Source organism: Nocardia brasiliensis, from assembly GCF_011801125.1.
GTDB classification, from domain to species: Bacteria; Actinomycetota; Actinomycetes; order Mycobacteriales; family Mycobacteriaceae; genus Nocardia; species Nocardia brasiliensis_C.
On sequence record NZ_CP046171.1, the window covers coordinates 788,341 to 804,609 of the forward strand.

Sequence of the window (16,269 nt, forward strand, 5' to 3'; positions counted from 1 at the left end):
GACGGCCGGGCGGTAGGGGATTGCCTCAGCTCAGCCGCACGCCGGTGAGTTTCGCCGGATTCGCGAGGTCGTAGGTGCCCCAGACCAGTCCGTCGCGGATAGTGAATCCGATCACGCGCGCCGGGCGGTCGGTGTCGGCCGCGGTGAACGCCACGCCGAGCTGACCGTTCACGGAAACGAGCTCGGTGGTGAACAGCGGGTCCACCGCGTCGCGCGAGACGCCGTACTTGTGCACGATGCCGAGGGCGAAGCGCGCGATCCGGTCCGCGCCCCGCAGCATGTTGATCGCGGTGGACGTGGTGCCGTTCGCGTCGCCGATCATGATCGAATCCGGGTGCAGCGCAGCGGCAACCGCGCGCACGTCGCCCGAACCCAACGCGTCGAGGAAGCGGTGCACGGCCGCCTCGTGCTCGGCGTCGGGTACCGGCGGCGGGGTGTTCGCCACGGCCTTGCGCGCGCGGGCGGCGAGCTGGCGGGCCGCCTCCGGCGACACCTCCAGCAGCTCGGCGATCTCGCCGAACGGCACCGAAAGGCCTTCGTGCAGTACGAAAGCCACGCGTTGCGGTGGCGTCAGGTGGTCGAGCACGACCAGGGCGGCGAGGCGATAGTCCTGATTGCGGACCACGACCTCGAGCGGGTCGGGCGCGCTGGACCGGGTACGCGCGCTCACCACGGGCTCCGGCAGCCATTGCCCCACATAGCTTTCCCGGCGCACGGCCGCGCTGCGCAGGCGGTCCAGGCAGATTCGGCTCACCACCGTGGTCAACCAGGCGCGCAGGTCGTCGATCTCGGATTGGTGCGCCCCCGCCAGACGCAGCCAGCTCTCCTGCACCGCGTCCTCGGCGTCGCCGACGCTGCCCGTCAGCCGATACGCGACCGAGAGCAGATGCGCTCGATGTGATTCGAACTGTCCGGCAAGCAGAGCGGCAACCATCGAGACGATTCTACGATCTGTCCTAGACGGCTTTTACGTCGGTGTCGGCGAGGCGACGCGCGAGAAACCCGATGAACTGTCGGTGCTGTTCATGACAACATGACTCGATGGACCCACAGGTGCTGACGAACGGAACAGTGTGGCTGTCGACCCCAACGGGCGCGGACATCGACGCCATCACCGAGTGCTGTCAGCATCCGTCTATCGGCGAGTGGGTGACCATCCCGGTGCCCTACACCCGCGACAACGCCAAGACCTTCGTCGAGGACATCGTCGGGCCGGGTTGGGCGGGTAAAAGCCCCACCTGGGCGGTGCGCGAGCACGCGGACGGTCCCGTTGTCGGCATGATCGGCCTCGGCGAGCGCGACGAATCCAGTGCCGAGATCGGTTACTGGCTGGCGCCGCGGGTCCGTTCGCGCGGACTGATGACCCAGTCCGTCGCCCTGGTCTGCGACTTCGGCTTCCGCCCTGACCGCCTCGGCCTGCAACGAATCAGCTGGCGCGCGTTCGTCGGCAACTACCCCTCGGCCGCCGTCGTCCGCCGCAACGGCTTCCACTACGAGGGCCTCTCGCGCCTTGGCAGCCTGCAACGCGGCCGCCGCCGCGACCACTGGCGCGCCGCCCGCCTCAACACCGACCCCACCACCCCCTCCCCCCACTGGCCCCCCGAATTCCAGCGGTCGTTCGAGCCCTCCTCCGGCCCCAACTGACCCGCTCGCGCGGGCAATGCCCGTGGTCAGGGGTACCGGCGGTGTGGGGGTGTCGGGGGGTTCGGGGAGAATGGGGGGAATCGAGGCGAGGAGGGGCTGTGACGGACGGTCCGCTGATTGTGCAGAGTGATAAGACGCTGCTGCTGGAGGTCGACCACGAGTTGGCCGATGCGGCGCGGCAGGCCATCGCGCCGTTCGCCGAGCTGGAGCGGGCGCCCGAGCACGTGCACACCTATCGGGTGACGCCATTGGCGCTGTGGAACGCGCGGGCGGCGGGGCACGACGCCGAGCAGGTGGTGGACGCGCTGGTGAGCTTCTCCCGGTACGCGGTGCCGCAACCGCTGCTGGTGGACGTGGTGGACACCATGGCCAGGTACGGGCGGCTGCAGCTGGTCAAGCATCCGGCGCACGGGTTGACGCTGGTCAGCCTGGACCGCGCGGTGCTCGAAGAGGTGCTGCGGCACAAGAAGATCGCTCCGATGCTCGGGGCCAGGCTCGACGACGACACGGTGATCGTGCACGCCTCCGAGCGCGGCCGGATCAAGCAGATGCTGTTGAAGATCGGCTGGCCCGCCGAGGACCTGGCCGGTTACGTCGACGGCGAGGCCCACCCGATCGAGCTGGACTACGGCGAGCACGAGTGGCAGCTGCGCGACTACCAGGAGCTGGCCGCCGACTCGTTCTGGGCGGGTGGCTCCGGCGTCGTCGTGCTGCCGTGCGGCGCGGGCAAGACCATGGTCGGCGCTGCCGCGATGGCCAAGGCGAAGGCGACCACGTTGATCCTGGTCACCAATACCGTGGCCGGTCGGCAGTGGCGGCGTGAGCTGCTGGCCCGCACCTCGCTCACCGAGGACGAGATCGGCGAGTACTCGGGTGAGCGCAAGGAGATCCGCCCCGTCACCATCGCGACCTATCAGGTGATCACCCGGCGGACCAAGGGCGAGTACAAGCACCTGGAGCTCTTCGACAGCCGCGACTGGGGCCTGGTCATCTACGACGAGGTGCATCTGCTGCCCGCCCCGGTGTTCCGGATGACCGCCGACCTGCAGTCGCGCCGGCGCCTCGGCCTCACCGCGACCCTGGTGCGCGAGGACGGCCGCGAGGGCGACGTCTTCTCGCTGATCGGCCCGAAGCGCTACGACGCGCCGTGGAAGGACATCGAGGCGCAGGGCTGGATCGCGCCCGCCGACTGCGTCGAGGTGCGGGTGACGCTCACCGACGCCGAGCGAATGGCCTACGCCACCGCGGAGCCGGAGGAGCGCTACAAATTGTGCTCGACCGCACACACGAAAATTCCGGTGGTGCAGTCGATCCTGGCCAAGCACGTGGACGCGCCGACGCTGGTGATCGGTGCGTATCTGGACCAGCTCGACGAATTGGGCGCCGCGCTGCAGGCGCCGGTGATCCAGGGTTCGACGAAAACCAAAGAGCGGGAAGAGCTTTTCGAGGCGTTCCGGCAGGGCGAGATCCCGGTGCTTGTGGTGAGCAAGGTGGCGAACTTCTCCATCGACCTGCCGGAAGCCTCGGTCGCGGTGCAGGTTTCGGGCACGTTCGGTTCGCGGCAGGAGGAGGCGCAGCGCCTCGGGCGTTTGCTGCGGCCGAAACACGATGGCGGCCAAGCCCATTTCTACTCGGTGGTGGCCAGGGACACCCTCGATGCCGAATACGCCGCGCATCGTCAGCGTTTTCTCGCCGAACAGGGGTATGCCTACCGCATCACCGACGCGGATGACCTGCTCGGTCCGGCCATCGGATAAGCGGAGGCAACTCCTCCGAAAACTGTGCTAGGAATAGGGACGTGCGACGCTTCGAATTCCCGGTCGACCGCAAACATGCCCATGCGGTCAACGAAGTGTTCGCCGACCAGCGTCGACTGCGCGTCATGGCGATCGCGGCGGCGGTCATCGCGACCACCGGTGCGGCCTATCTGATCTGGCTCGACCACCCGTGGGCGTACCTTCTCGCGGTCGCCTTCGTGCTCGGCGCGGTGGTGTCGATCTGGGTCGCGATATGGGCATCGCGCCACGCCAGCATGGACAAGCTGTACGCCGACGGCGAGCTGGTGGCCGCGGTGATCTCGGAGACCAACCCGTCCGGGGTGGTGTTGCTGGCGCTGGTCGATGTCGCCAAGCCCGGTGCCGCCGATTCGCACTACGCGCTGGTGACCCGGAAGGTTCGCACGTTGCCGGGGCATCCGGCGAAGGCTGGGGAGCGGGTGCCCGCGGTCGCGGTGCGCACCGATCGGGCGCCGCGTCAGGTCGGGGAGCGCTGGCAGTCGGTCAGCGCTATGCCGATCGCCTGGGGCACCACCGACGAAACCGTCATCGAGCGGGCCAGGAGCGCGATCAGTGACGTCGAATGGCGGCTGCTCACCGACAACCTGGCGCTCGCCGACAAGGTGCGCCGGGCGCCGGCCAAGCGCCTGCTGCTGGATCCGCACCAGCTGCCCGACGACCTCGGTTCCTGACCGGCGGCCGCCGAGTCCGGTTGCGATCTCCCTTAATTCGGGTTGCGGCAGCGCATAGACTCCGAAGATGGTTCCCCTGTCCAACCTGCTGGCGTTTCTGGCCGCGGCGGTCGTTCTCATCATCGTGCCCGGCCCCGGGGTGCTGTTCACCATCGGTCGGGCGCTGACCCTCGGCAGGCGCGCGGCACTGCTCTCGGTGCTCGGGCACTGCCTCGGCGTGTTCTTCGTGCTGCTGCTGGTCGCGGTGGGCCTAGGCACGCTGCTCATGGCCTCGGCCTTCGCGCTCGCGGCGATCAAGTTCGCCGGTGCGCTGTATCTGATCTACATCGGTATCCAGGCGATCCGCGAGCGCAAGTCGCTGCGCGCCGCGCTGGGCGCCGAGGTTCCCGCCACGCCGACGACGAAGGTGGTGCGGCAGAGCATGCTGGTCGGGCTGACCAACCCGAAGGCCATCGTCTTCTTCGCGGCGATCCTGCCGCATTTCGCCGATCCCGCGGCAGGTTCGTTGCAGCTGCAGTTCCTGATACTGGGCTCTTTGTTCCTGGTCATCGCGGCGATATCGGACAGCGCATGGGCGCTGCTCGCGGCCTCCGCGCGGTCGTGGTTCGCCCGCTCGCCGCGTAGGTTGGAAGCGGTCGGCGGCGCGGGCGGCGTGATGATCGTCGGCCTCGGCGCGTCGGTGGCACTGACGGGCAGCGCCGACTGAACCGATTACCATCCACCGAGGCTCGGTACGCCCGTACCGAAAAAATGCCCGGCGGCAGAAAAAGGGGTGGTGTGCGTATGAGGTTCGCCGGCTTGGTGGGTGCCGCGGTTGCCGCGGCGCTGGTCACCGTCTCGGTTCCGGCTACGGCCGATCCGCTCGCCGATCCGACGGTCGGTGCGCCCGGCCTCGGTGATCCGTACTACCCGCTGGACGGCAACGGCGGCTACGACGTCCAGCACTACGACGTCACCATCGACTACGACCCGCCGAGTCATCACCTCGCCGGATCCACCCGGATCGACGCCGTCGCCACCCAGGTGTTGCGCGTGTTCAACCTGGATTTCGCGGGCCCCGCGGTGCGCACGGTGTCGGTGAACAACCTGTCCGCCGCGTTCGACCGCAACGGCGAGCACGAACTCACCGTGACGCCGCCGGTGCCGTTGCTGCCCGGTGTGCCGTTCACGGTGACGGTGGACTACGCGGGCGTCGCCGAGAACACCGAGGGCAACGGCTGGACCTACGCGCCGAGCGGCGGCGCGTTCGCCGCGGGCGAGCCGCACTCCGCCGCTACCTGGTACCCGCTCAACGACACTCCGCTGGACAAGGCGACCTTCGCGGTGCGCGCGACGGTCCCGGCCGAGTGGGAGGTGATCGCCAACGGCGTGCGCACCCAGGACGAGGTGCGGGGCGACCGGCGCACCGTCGGCTGGGCGGTGAGCCAACCGGTGCTCGGTTATCTGACCACGATCGCGATCGACAAGTTCAGCTTCCTGGAGCAGCGTCGTGCCAACGGCACCCCGTTGATCAGTGCCTTCGCCCCGAACGCCGAACGCAACCGGGAGTCCGAGCGGCGTCTGCCGGAGATCCTCGACTTCATCGAAAGCCTTTACGGCCCTTACCCGTTCGAGACGTCGGGCGGCATCTACGTGGACGCCGACATCGCGTTCTCGCTGGAGACCCAGACCAGGCCGATCTACGCGCCGTGGACCGACCTGCCGACCGTGGTGCACGAGATCGCGCACCAGTGGTGGGGCGATTCGGTGTCGGTGCGCCAGTGGTCCGACATCTGCCTCAACGAATGCTTCGCCAGCTACACCGCCGACTATCTGTGGCCGGAGCAGCAGGAGGGCAAGGACGTCGACGCGATGTATCGCCAGACCGTGCAGAACTACCTGGGCAACAACGAGTTCTGGCAGATCCCGCTGGCGAACCCCGGCGTCGGCAACGAATTCACCTCGGTCTACTACCGCGGCCCGCTGTTCCTGCACGCGCTGCGCAGACAACTGGGGGACGCCGTATTCTTCGCCGCGATAAAGGAATTCAACGCCGCGCATGTTTACGGAAACGCGTCGATGCCGGAGTTCCGCCGGTTCGTGCAGTCCAAGTCGCCGACGGATCTGACCGGCTTCTTCGCGGCCTGGCTCGACCAGGCCGCACCGCCCGCGCAGGAGTACCTCTACCCGGGCAGCTTGCGCGGCTGAGCTCCGCCGCGTCAGTCCTCGACGCGCTCGCCGGCCCGCGCCACCCACCGCTCGACGCGGTCGAGTTGGCGCCGGGCCGAACGCAATTCGTCCTGGGCGGTGCGTTCGGCGGTGCGGCAGAACTGCCGCTGTTGCTCGGCGTGGGCGAGCGCGTCCTTCAGCTCGCCGATCCTGGCCTCGATCTCGCCCAGTCGATCGGTCGCCTGCTCGGCCGCCTCGGTCGCGGAAGCCATTGTCGCGCGGGCGGATTCGAGTGCGGACAGTGCGTCGTCGAGCTCGTGGCGGGCGTCGTCGTCGGACGTGCTCTGCGGCTGCGGCGCGGCCGGGGGATCGTCGACCGCGACCAGCGCGGGGCCGGACGGCCCGAATCCCGAGTAGGTCGCCGCGGTGGCCAGTGTGCCGGTGCGCACCCGTTCGGCCACCTCTGGATCGGCCAGGGCCGCGGTCAGGGTCTGGCCGATCTCCCGGAGCATGTTCTCGCTCACCTTGTGGCCGTGCGCGGCGGCCAGGGCGCCCGCCTTTTTCGCCAGTGCGTTGACCGCCTGCTGGCGTTGCCCGGTGAGGGTGCGCAACTCGGCGCCGGAGAGTTGCTGCTGGGCGGTGCGCAACGCCGCACCGAGTCGCAGCAGCGCCTCGACCTCCGTCGGCGCCTCGCGGGCCAGCAGGTTCGCCGTCCACGCGGTGACCGTCGGCTTGCGTAGCTTGCCGATCGCGGCGGCGAGTTCCTTGTCACCGGCGTCCTTGGCCGCTTTGACCTGGGCGGTGCGCGCCGGCACGAACTCGGCGGGGGCGAGTCCGTACAGGTCGACGGCGATGTCGTCCAGGGTCATACTGATCAAGCGTAACGACTTGCTCGCACGAAGCGAAAGAGACCACGTATCGGACGAGTGTCCACTTTGTGGTCAGCGCGAAAGGCATTGCTAGTGAATTACTTTGGACTCCAAATGCTCGGCCGTCTGCTACCGAGCATCCTCGGCTACTCGCTGCTCGGGCTGTGGGGCGCGCACTGGTGAGCCGAGGCGGGTGCCGAAGGAAGATCACCCGTTGAGCTGATGCGGGCGTACTGGGCGTCCGGGTATTCTCACCGCGTTCGCGACCGGCGTGAATGTGTTCGGTGAGAGAGGTTTTCAGGTGAAGTTCCCAGGATCGAGGTTGTTGGCGCGTGTGGTGCTCGCCCTCGTAGCGGTGGCCGCGGTGGTGGTCACGGTGGTCGGCTGTGCCGCGGCCAAGGAGGCGAGCAAGTCCGACACGGCCAACGCCAAGGTCGGTGACTGCATCAACGTCATCGCAGGCTCGTCCACCGATGCCAAGACCGAGCCGATCGACTGCTCGTCGGAGAAGGCCGTATACAAGGTCGCCCAGTCCACGGACAAGAAGACCGAGTGCGCGACGGACTACACCTCCTACGAGGAGACGCTGGCCGGGGGCACCACCGCGTTCCTGTGCCTGGCACCCAATTTCAAGCAGGGCGCCTGCTACAACGAGAGCGCGAGCACCGGGTACAAGCATGTGGGCTGCACGTCCAGCGAGGCGAACTTCCAGGTGGTGCAGCGGATCGACGGCGAGGCCGACGAACTGCTGTGTGGCGCGGACGCGACCAGCTTCCGGCTGATCTCCGAGGCGCCGAAGATCACCTTCTGCCTGGCGAAGCCGAAGGTCTGAGCACTTCGCTCATTCGATGAGGGCGACGGATGCGATCCGGTGCAGCGTGAAGTGCCGGATCGCCCCCGTCACCGGGTCCACCGCGTCCAACTGACCGTTGCCGACCTTCACCGGCTCGACCACCCGCTGCGTCGCGACGCCCTGCGCGTCCACGTAGCCGATATTGACCGGCCGCCGCACCCGCGCCGCAAGTTGCAGCAGCGCGAGCGTCGCGGCCGTATTGGTCCTGGTGCCGTCGGTGCGCACCGCCTGCGCCGATCGGGCGCTGGTGGCCCGCTCGGCCGCCCGCAGTTCCGTGACGAGCAACTCCAGCTGTTCGGTGCTCGGCGGCGTAGGCCGCCACGGCTGCCTGGCATTGGGCCGGATGGAGATCCGGGCGCCCCGCTGGCGCAGATCCACGATGACGCCCGCGGAATCCTCGCCCGCAGGCGCGAAACCGGCCGCGCGCAACTGTTCCAGCACCTCGCCCAGCGGTGCCTGCGCGATGGCGACCGTCGGCGCGATCGCGCGCAGCACCAGCGTGTCCGCCACCGGTGCGGCCAGTACCTGGGCGAGCAGGGCCGGGTCGTCGCTGCGCACGAACGACTGCGCCATGCCGGCCCTGAGCTGGCCGTGCCTGCGCGCCACATCATCGATCAGGTAGGTCAGTGCCTGCGGGACCGGCGTGCGTGAGTGCTTGGTGAACAGCGCGTGCAGCTCCGCCGCGGTCAACCCGGCGTCGAGCGCCCGCCGCACCGACGTCTCACTGATCCGGTAAACCGTTGCCGCGCCCGCGGATTCGACGTCGGCGACCAACGCGACCCGATGCTGCAACTCGGCGATCAGCGGGCCGGGCGCGATCACCGTGAGATCTGCCTGGACCAGCACGTGGTCGACCGGGGCGGGCAGTGCCGCCTCCATCTCCGCCTCGGCGTCGGCCGCGCTGCTCGGTTCACCGTGCAGCAGCGCCCGCGCCGCGGAACCGAGCGCGTCGCGGCCGACGAAGCCCAGCGCGGCCGCCTCCGCGAGCGTGTGCTCCACCGCCTCGACGCGGAAGTGCCTGCGCCAGCGCGGTTGCCGCCACGCGAGCACCCGGCCGATATCGGCGGGTGTCAGCGCACTGCCGGACGGATACTCGGCGAGTAGGCCGAGGATGGCATGCCGGTCACGCGGCGCGTGCGGGTTGCGCAGCTCCAGCGCGAGCGCCGCGAGCGGCTTGTCGTTGGCGTCGCGCATGCCGATCATCCATGGCATCCGGTCCAATTCGAGCCACGCGATGGCCAGGGCCGCCCAGCGCCGGGCGAGCGGGGCCTCCAGCCACGCCTCGACGGCGGGGGTCGGCGCCCAGAAATCGTCGGTCGAATCGAGCTCGGGAGGCGGGTCCGGCAAACCCTTTTCGATCAGTTTCGCCGCGGCCAGCAGTTCGACCAGCAAACCGGCGCGCGGCTCGTCGATACCGGTCTGCTTGGCGATGCGGCGCAATTCGCGCACCCCGAGCCCGCCCGCGCGCAAGGCGGGTGCGGGCGCCTGCCCGAGCGCGTCGATGATCGCGGCGCAGTGCCGCAGCAACTCGCCCACCTCGCCCGCGGCCACCGCGTTCACCTCGGCGGGTGTGTGTTTCTTCGTCTTCGGCTTGGGCGGGGTCAACGCGTGCGGGTGCGTCACCGGCTCGTTGCGCAGCACCTGGCCGACCGTGACCGGCAATTCCACTGTCTCGTCGTCGATCCGGTGCACCAGTCTGCGGGCGAGTAGCTGCTGGATCGGCCGATCCGCCGGGGTGCCCGGCGCGGCGTCCTTCGTGCGGCCCCGCGGGCCGGTGGTGGCCAGCTTGTCCAGCAGGGCCCGTGCGGGGGCGGTGAGCTCGGGCAACGCCGCGCGCACCTCGGGTTCGGTGAGCGCGTCGGGGATCTCGGTGGTGCTCCCGATCGGCCAGGGCAGCGCCTCGACCGCCGCCGTGACCAGATGCAACTCGTCGCCGGCGAGCCAGACCAGCGCGCGATCGGTCAATCTGGCCAGCGACGCGTCGATCGCCGCGGCGCTCACGCGTTCGTTCAGCTGCACGTGCAACTCGGCGCGCCGCAGCGGCGCGCCGTTGCTCTCGGTGCGCGTCACCCCGTGCACGGCAAGGGTTTCCAGCATCGCGAAGTCGAGGGTGTCCAGGTCATCGGTGGCGCGCAGCACCGAGGCGCGCTGCTCGGCGCGCGCCGCGAGCACCGCCATCGAGGACGGCAGCGGCACGGCCAGGTCCGGCCGGAGTTCGAGCAGCGTCACCAGCTGGGCGTCACTGCGTGCACCGAGCCACCCGGCAAGGGAGGTCGAGGTCATCCGATCCAGCGTACGGCTTAGGCGAATCGTGCGCCGGTGCGGAGTCACTAGTGCCGCACTAGCGCATCGGGTCGAAAACGAATAAGTGGTTTCGGGGGTACATCGGTAACTCGTCGGGTACCGGCTGACTTTCGCCTCGCACGCCCGCCGGTCGCCAGTGTGGCAGATGTAGCACCTAGGCCAGGCCTGAAGTCGCGGAGAGGCGGGCTAGCATAGGTCCGTGGTGAACAAATCGAAGAAACCGTATGTCGACAACGGTTGGCCCAAGGTCGCCGAGGGTGACCATGCGGTCACCGAACTTTCGTCGACCCGTTCCGGTGGGCTCTCGCCGTACGGTGAGGACACCGAGTTCCCGGTTCCGGCGGATCAGCTGCCCTACATGCACCCGAACACGGTGATCAACCGCTGATCTCCGGACGGGAAAGTCCGCAGATACGAAGAAGGGCCCCACATCCGAGGATGGGGCCCTTCTTCATGCGTAGGTCAGGACGGGAGCAGTCCCTTGTTGGCCTCGTAGAAGTTCACGATGTTGGGATCGAGCTTGGTGCCGCTGGCCTTGGCGGCGTTGAAGAAGTCGAAGGCTTCCTTGGGAACCTGGATGCCCTGACCCTGCACGACCGCGAGGGCGCGGTCGACCGCGTTGAAGACTTCCTGAGTGCTGTCCGGCGCGGCCTGAGCGGCCTGCGGCGCGGGCTCGGGGTTCCAGCGCGGGGACTCGGTGGTGGCGGGCACGGAGCGCGGCGTGGGGGCGCTGCTGAGGCCGAGGTTGGCCGAGCAGCTGGGCCAGGCACCCCAACCCTGCGAGGCGAGCACCTTCTCGGCGACCGCGATCTGCTGTTCGCGGGTGGCCTGGTTGGCAGTGGCCGCGTATTCGCCGCCGCCGTGGGCCTTCCAGGTGCTCGGCGAGAACTGAAGTCCGCCTTGGAAACCGTTGCCCGTATTGATGCCCCAGTTACCGCCGGCCTCACACTGTGCGAGGCGATCCCAGTCGGAGTCGGGTGCCGCGCTGGCGTTGCCTGCGAGGGCCACACCTGCGGTGCCCATGATCGCGCCGGTCACGGCGACCTTGGCTACCGTGCGACCGGTCGAGCTTGGCTTGCGATGGCGTCCACTCATATCGGGTTCGTCTTCCTCTCGACGCACCTGCGAGGTCATCGATCGGGCTGGACTGAGAGGTCGTCATGCCCGCCCTCGCCCCTACGTTTCCGTCGGGGGTCCGGTACCCGCGGGGCGAGGTTCGGTGCGGCGGGCCGGTGGTAGCCGGTTGTCCCGGCTGCGTTAGACCGTACGTCGATCCCGGAGAAAAATCACCATTTGGTAACCGGCGTGTACGAGCGGGTCTCGGTGCGGTATCAGAGCGGGGGAATGACCTTCTTCGCAGCTAGACGCAGTGCCGTCCGGCCCGTGTCCGGCCGTCACCACTCCGTGACCTTCTCGTTATGTGACGAGGATCACATCTGAGATTCGGTAACGAAAGGCTCGGGTAACCGGTTCGTACCTCGGCGGCCGGATGCGGTCGGGTCAGCGCGCCCGGCGCCCGGCACGCAGCGCGTACACCACCGCGAGCAGCAATCCGAGCGGCAAGAGCATCGCGCTGAAGTAGAGCCACAGCCCCGGCTTCGAGTCCGACAGCACCGGGATGAGGAAGATCGCGAAGATCGCCAGCAATCCCAGCGCGAACAGGCTCAGCGCGACCTGTAGCAACCAGTCACCCGGCTTGCGCGACGGGGGCGGAACGGAAGGGTTCGTCACCGCACGACCGTAAAACTGATGTGCTTGCGTTATTCGCACCGGGGTAGACTCGTAGGCACTCGCGTCCCGCATCCCTGCAGGGCGCGTTCTTTTCGCAAAGAGAAAAGAACCTGCTCGTGGCGCTGTGCCACAGCGGGTTCCATAGACCAAAAGCACTCGGGCCGTCGGGGTCCGAGTTTTCGATCGATGAACGGGTGAGCGCAGTGCCGACCGGCAGGGTGAAGTGGTACGACGTCGAAAAGGGCTTCGGCTTCCTTTCCCAAGACGAGGGGGAGGACGTCTACGTCCGCTCCTCCGCGCTGCCCGACGGTGTCGAAGGACTCAAGCCCGGACAGCGCGTCGAATTCGGCATGGCCGCGGGACGTCGCGGCCCGCAAGCCCTCAGCCTGAAGCTGCTCGAGGCACCGCCCTCGGTCCGGCAGGGCCAAGAACGCGAACGCGCGCGCAAAGAACCCGCCGCGCGCCGGCACACCCCCGACGAGCTGCACGGCATGGTTGAAGACATGATCACCCTGCTCGAGGCGACGGTGCAGCCGGACCTGCGTAAAGGCAAGTACCCGGATCGCAAGACGGCACAACGGATCTCCGAAGTCGTCCGCGCCGTTGCCCGCGAGCTCGACAGCTAGCGTTGTTGGCCGCGCGGGCGCGGCGTGGTTCGCGGCCCCTTCAGTCTCGTGGCTCAGCTGTCGAGACTCGCGCCTTCGGCGCATGCGCTTCGACAGCTGAGCCACGAGACGGCCGCGAACCGGGTCGCTCGTAAGACTCGCTCCGTTGTGGGGGCGTCTTGCGGGGAGGGGGCGCTTTAGCGGGCGCTCGTAAACCCGTCCCGCGCTGGGGTATTGCGTGCGCGGTTAGGGGGCGGTGCTGATGGACCAGGCGGCGTGGGGGAGGTAGAACTCTTTGCCGGTGTCCTTGTCCCTGGCGAGGATGGGGAGTTGGAGTTCCAGGCCGACGAGGGTGAGGTCGGGTTCGGGGCGGGACTCGATGGTGACGGCCATGGCGCCGCGGGGGTAGTTGGTGTGGCTGATGACGCGGTCGACTCGTTCGCCGTTGGGTAAGGCGTAGACGACCTGAGCCAGCCAGGGGGCGTCGGCGATCTGCTTCGGCAGCGACAACTGCAGCGGGTAGTTCGGCGGCACGAGCAGTTGCACGGTCTCGCCGTAGCGGCAATCTTCCATCTGCACCGAGCAATACACGTACGGCTCGACGGTGACCGTCTTGCCGTGCGCGTACGCGGTGATCACCGGATCCTTCTCCGCCGCGTTGCGCACCAGCACGACGAGCGCGCCGACGAAGGCGACGGTGACGACGAGCAAGCCCGCGGCGAGCAGGGCCAGGACGGTGCGGGTGCTCGGCCGCTTCACGCCGCCGCCTCGCCGCCGCGCCTACCGGCCGTCGGCACCGCCGCTTGGTCGAAGGTTCGCTCGCTCACTGGCTGGGATCTCCTATCCCTCGTTGGAACTGTGTCGTCTCGCCCCCGGCGGTTCCCGGCTTGCGGTACGGGTTCGAAGTCTGTGGCATCGGCCGGGTCGCGGGAACTTCCTGCTCCGCGTGTTGCGGACGATTTCCGCCGAGGCCGGGCAGCAGCGAATGGCCACGGTAGCTGACAAAGGTCTGCACCAGACCGACCACGAGCACCGCGGTGATCACCGCGAAGCCCTTCCAGTAGTCGGTCGGCAGCAGCACGCCCGCCGCACCGCCGACCACCCAGCTGAGCTGCAACACGGTCTCCGAGCGGCCGAAACCGGACGCGATCGACTCCGGCGGCAGATCGTCCTGGATCAGCGCGTCCAGCGAGACCTTCGCCAGCGCGCTCGTGCCCGCCGCGACCAGGGTGGCCAGCGCCGCGCCGAGCAGGTTGTCGGTGAACGTCGCGAACAGCGCGACCAGCGCGCAGGCCGCGGTGCAGCCGAGCACGATCAGCGACGGCCTGCCCAGTTTGATCCTGGCGCCGGTCGCGTTGCCCGCGAAGTTGCCGATCGCGGCGGCGGCGCCGACCACGCCGAGCATCGCGGCCTGCTGCACCGGCCGGTGCTCGGTGGCCTTGGCGACGAAGGCGATATAGAAGGTGAGGAACCCGGTCAGCACGCGGATCGCGCTGTTGCCCCACAGGCCGGTCACCACCGAACGACCCAGTGGCTGCCTGCGTTTGCGCGGCGGCACCGCCGATTCCTTGTCCGGCGAGAGCACCTCGGTGTGCTCGTCGGAGCCGTGATAGCTCAGCGTCGCTGGCACCTCGCCCTCGGTGACCTCCACCCAGGACGGGATGCGCAGGCTCAGATAGGTTCCGGCGCAGGCGATCAACGTGGCGAAGATCAGCGCGCCGTTGGAACCGGCGGCCATGGCGGCGATGCCCGCGATCGCGCCCGCGCCGATGGTGCCACCGACCAGGCCGAACACGGTGAGCCGAGAGTTGGTGCGCACCAGGTCGATCTCGGGCGGTAGCACGCGTGGCGTCACCGCGCTCTTGAGCACCGAGAACGATTTACTGCCGACCATCATGCACAGGGCGAGCGGATACAGTGCCCAGCTGTCGAATTCGAGCACCAGCACCACCGCGACGACGGCGCGCAAGGCGAACGAGGTGGCCAGCGCCAGCCTGCGACCGTGCTGCAGCCGGTCGAGCATCGGTCCGATCAGCGGCGCGATCACCGCGAACGGCGCGATCGTGATCAATAGGTACAGCGCGACTTTCGTCTTGCTCTCGGCGGTGGCGCTGGCGAAGAACAGCGTGTTGGCGAGCGCGACCGCGACCGCCGCGTCGAGCGCGAAGTTCGCCATGGTCGCGTAGGTCAGCGCGGTCAGGCCGGACTTGTCGGCGCCGTCGGCCTTGGCCGCGCGCTGGAAGGTGGCGATGCCCTTCTCGGTGAGTTCGCGCCCGCGCATCGCGGCGACCCTGGTGACCGTCAGCTTGCGCGGCACCCGCTGGGGGCCGGGTGCGGTGGGCGCGTCGGCGGCGTCCGGCTGTTCCGGGATGGGCTTGGTCGGCGGCGGTGCCGCGGGGAGTTCCGGCTCGGGCCCGTGCGGAGGTTGCGGGCGATTCGGGAAGACGCGGCGGGGCGCGCGGCCGTGCGGGTCCTGGGGGTCGGACAGCTCTCGCGGCGGCGTGGCCGGATGCCGCCGCGTCTCGGCCTGCGATCCGCCGAACCGGTCCGGGTCCAACGGCGGTAACGGGCCGCGCCGCGACGGTGCGTTCGGCGGGGGATACCGGTCGAACCCGGGATGCCGCTCGATCGGCGGATACTCCCCACCGTCCCACCGATCACGGTCGGGACCGGAAGGTTCGCGGGGAGTAGTCACGTCCTCAATTCTGTCGTACTTCGCTGCTGGGCGTTCACCCGCGCTCGAAGGCGTCGGCCGAAGGTGACCTTTGTCGCGTCGCAGACGACGATGCATACCCACGGGCTGCCCGATCCGGCGCAGCACATGCGAAGTCCTGGTGAAGTCGTCGCCGATCTCACGCGGGCACGAAACGGACCTCGAACGTCGACGGCCACTTCTTGCCCGCGAGCAGGAACCGGTCGGTGCCGGGAATCTGGGCGATCCCGTTCAGCGCGTCGCTGCCGGTGAGTACCCGGGCCGCGGCCGGGTACAGACCGCTCGCGTCGATGCGCGCGAGCACCTGTCCGGAGTCGGGGTCGATGCGCAGGATGGTGTCGGTCGGCCAGTCGTTGGCGTAGACCGAACCGTCCTCGGCGCACTCGAGTTCGTTGAGCCGTGCGTTCTGCCTGCTGGTCAGCCGGACCGAGCCGGTCGGCGCGAAGGTGACCGGATCGCGGAAGGTCAGCGTGTCGGTGCCGTCGCTCATCACCAGCCTGCCGTTTCCGGCACACAGACCCCAGCCCTCGCCCTCGTAGGGCACGCGGGTACGTTCGACCAGCGTGCGCGGATCCCTGGCGAAGGCGGTGTGCTGCTGCCAGGTCAGCTGCCAGAGGGTGTCCGCGGCGACGGTGAGGCCCTCGCCGAAGAACGGCGCGGGCAGGTCGGCTCTGGCCAGCTGCTCGCCGGTGCGCAGGTCCGTCGCGCGCACAGTCGACTCGCCCGAGAGTCCGGTGCCTTCGTAGAGCACGTTGCCGTCGATCTCGAGGCCCTGGGTGAAAGCGGTCCGGTCATGCGGTCGGACGGCCACGACCTCGATCTTCAGCTCGGGCGCGGCGTCCTGCGCGGCGCCACAGCCACTGAAGATGACCAGACCGACCAGCAGAGCGACAGCCAACGAACGCCGATTGCGTTTCATACGGCAAAATGTAGGC

At 68.8% G+C, this 16,269-nt stretch carries 16 protein-coding genes; 8 read left to right on the forward strand and 8 right to left on the reverse strand.

Annotated features, from left to right (window positions below; translation table 11 throughout):
* Positions 1-25 precede the first annotated feature (25 nt).
* On the reverse strand, positions 26-934 hold the full coding sequence (gene sigJ, locus F5X71_RS03770) for an RNA polymerase sigma factor SigJ (protein WP_167460686.1): 909 nt from the start codon (positions 932-934) through the stop codon (positions 26-28).
* 107 nt (positions 935-1,041) lie between these two features.
* On the opposite strand from sigJ, the gene F5X71_RS03775 reads away from it, so the two are divergent.
* The 5 genes from F5X71_RS03775 (at position 1,042) to F5X71_RS03795 (ending at position 6,298) form a co-directional block, all read left to right on the forward strand.
* Complete coding sequence (locus F5X71_RS03775; protein ID WP_167460687.1) at positions 1,042-1,644, forward strand: GNAT family N-acetyltransferase; 603 nt, start codon at positions 1,042-1,044, stop codon at positions 1,642-1,644.
* Between the two features lie 98 nt (positions 1,645-1,742).
* Positions 1,743-3,401: a DNA repair helicase XPB gene (locus tag F5X71_RS03780; protein WP_167460688.1), complete on the forward strand. Its 1,659-nt coding sequence runs from the start codon at positions 1,743-1,745 to the stop codon at positions 3,399-3,401.
* Between the two features lie 41 nt (positions 3,402-3,442).
* Entirely contained in the window at positions 3,443-4,111 is a 669-nt protein-coding gene (locus tag F5X71_RS03785) for a DUF3239 domain-containing protein (protein ID WP_167460689.1), read from the forward strand.
* Positions 4,112-4,178: 67 nt separating this feature from the next.
* Positions 4,179-4,817: a LysE family translocator gene (locus F5X71_RS03790; RefSeq protein ID WP_167460690.1), complete on the forward strand. Its 639-nt coding sequence runs from the start codon at positions 4,179-4,181 to the stop codon at positions 4,815-4,817.
* Positions 4,818-4,894: 77 nt separating this feature from the next.
* Positions 4,895-6,298 (forward strand): M1 family metallopeptidase, encoded by a 1,404-nt coding sequence (locus F5X71_RS03795; RefSeq protein ID WP_167460691.1) that lies wholly within the window; start codon positions 4,895-4,897, stop codon positions 6,296-6,298.
* Between the two features lie 11 nt (positions 6,299-6,309).
* Here the strand turns inward: F5X71_RS03795 and F5X71_RS03800 are convergent, their stop codons facing one another.
* Complete coding sequence (locus F5X71_RS03800; protein ID WP_167460692.1) at positions 6,310-7,128, reverse strand: hypothetical protein; 819 nt, start codon at positions 7,126-7,128, stop codon at positions 6,310-6,312.
* A 322-nt stretch (positions 7,129-7,450) separates the two neighbouring features.
* On the opposite strand from F5X71_RS03800, the gene F5X71_RS03805 reads away from it, so the two are divergent.
* Positions 7,451-7,960, forward strand: coding sequence for an LppU/SCO3897 family protein (locus F5X71_RS03805; RefSeq protein WP_238815702.1), 510 nt, complete (start codon positions 7,451-7,453; stop codon positions 7,958-7,960).
* Positions 7,961-7,969: 9 nt separating this feature from the next.
* Here the strand turns inward: F5X71_RS03805 and F5X71_RS03810 are convergent, their stop codons facing one another.
* Positions 7,970-10,264, reverse strand: coding sequence for a helicase-associated domain-containing protein (locus F5X71_RS03810; RefSeq protein WP_167460693.1), 2,295 nt, complete (start codon positions 10,262-10,264; stop codon positions 7,970-7,972).
* Between the two features lie 220 nt (positions 10,265-10,484).
* Between F5X71_RS03810 and F5X71_RS03815 the strand changes: the two genes are divergently transcribed.
* Entirely contained in the window at positions 10,485-10,673 is a 189-nt protein-coding gene (locus F5X71_RS03815; protein ID WP_040731009.1) for a hypothetical protein, read from the forward strand.
* Between the two features lie 74 nt (positions 10,674-10,747).
* Here F5X71_RS03815 and F5X71_RS03820 read toward each other — a convergent pair whose 3' ends face one another.
* Together F5X71_RS03820 and F5X71_RS03825 are read right to left on the reverse strand one after the other, a co-directional pair.
* The gene (locus F5X71_RS03820; RefSeq protein ID WP_167460694.1) at positions 10,748-11,380 is read right to left on the reverse strand and encodes a resuscitation-promoting factor Rpf1 domain-containing protein; all 633 of its coding nucleotides are present in this window, start codon (positions 11,378-11,380) and stop codon (positions 10,748-10,750) included.
* A gap of 405 nt (positions 11,381-11,785) precedes the next feature.
* Positions 11,786-12,016, reverse strand: coding sequence for a hypothetical protein (locus tag F5X71_RS03825; protein WP_167460695.1), 231 nt, complete (start codon positions 12,014-12,016; stop codon positions 11,786-11,788).
* A gap of 203 nt (positions 12,017-12,219) precedes the next feature.
* Between F5X71_RS03825 and F5X71_RS03830 the strand changes: the two genes are divergently transcribed.
* Entirely contained in the window at positions 12,220-12,642 is a 423-nt protein-coding gene (locus F5X71_RS03830) for a cold-shock protein (RefSeq protein WP_174817219.1), read from the forward strand.
* A 225-nt stretch (positions 12,643-12,867) separates the two neighbouring features.
* On the opposite strand, the gene F5X71_RS03835 is transcribed toward F5X71_RS03830, so the two are convergent.
* From F5X71_RS03835 to F5X71_RS03845, 3 genes are all read right to left on the reverse strand, one after another.
* Positions 12,868-13,380, reverse strand: a complete 513-nt coding sequence (locus F5X71_RS03835; RefSeq protein ID WP_167460697.1) for a DUF2771 domain-containing protein — start codon at positions 13,378-13,380, stop codon at positions 12,868-12,870.
* Between the two features lie 64 nt (positions 13,381-13,444).
* Positions 13,445-15,316: an MFS transporter gene (locus F5X71_RS03840; RefSeq protein ID WP_167460698.1), complete on the reverse strand. Its 1,872-nt coding sequence runs from the start codon at positions 15,314-15,316 to the stop codon at positions 13,445-13,447.
* Positions 15,317-15,473: 157 nt separating this feature from the next.
* Positions 15,474-16,253: a glutaminyl-peptide cyclotransferase gene (locus F5X71_RS03845; RefSeq protein WP_167460699.1), complete on the reverse strand. Its 780-nt coding sequence runs from the start codon at positions 16,251-16,253 to the stop codon at positions 15,474-15,476.
* Between the last annotated feature and the right edge of the window lie 16 nt (positions 16,254-16,269).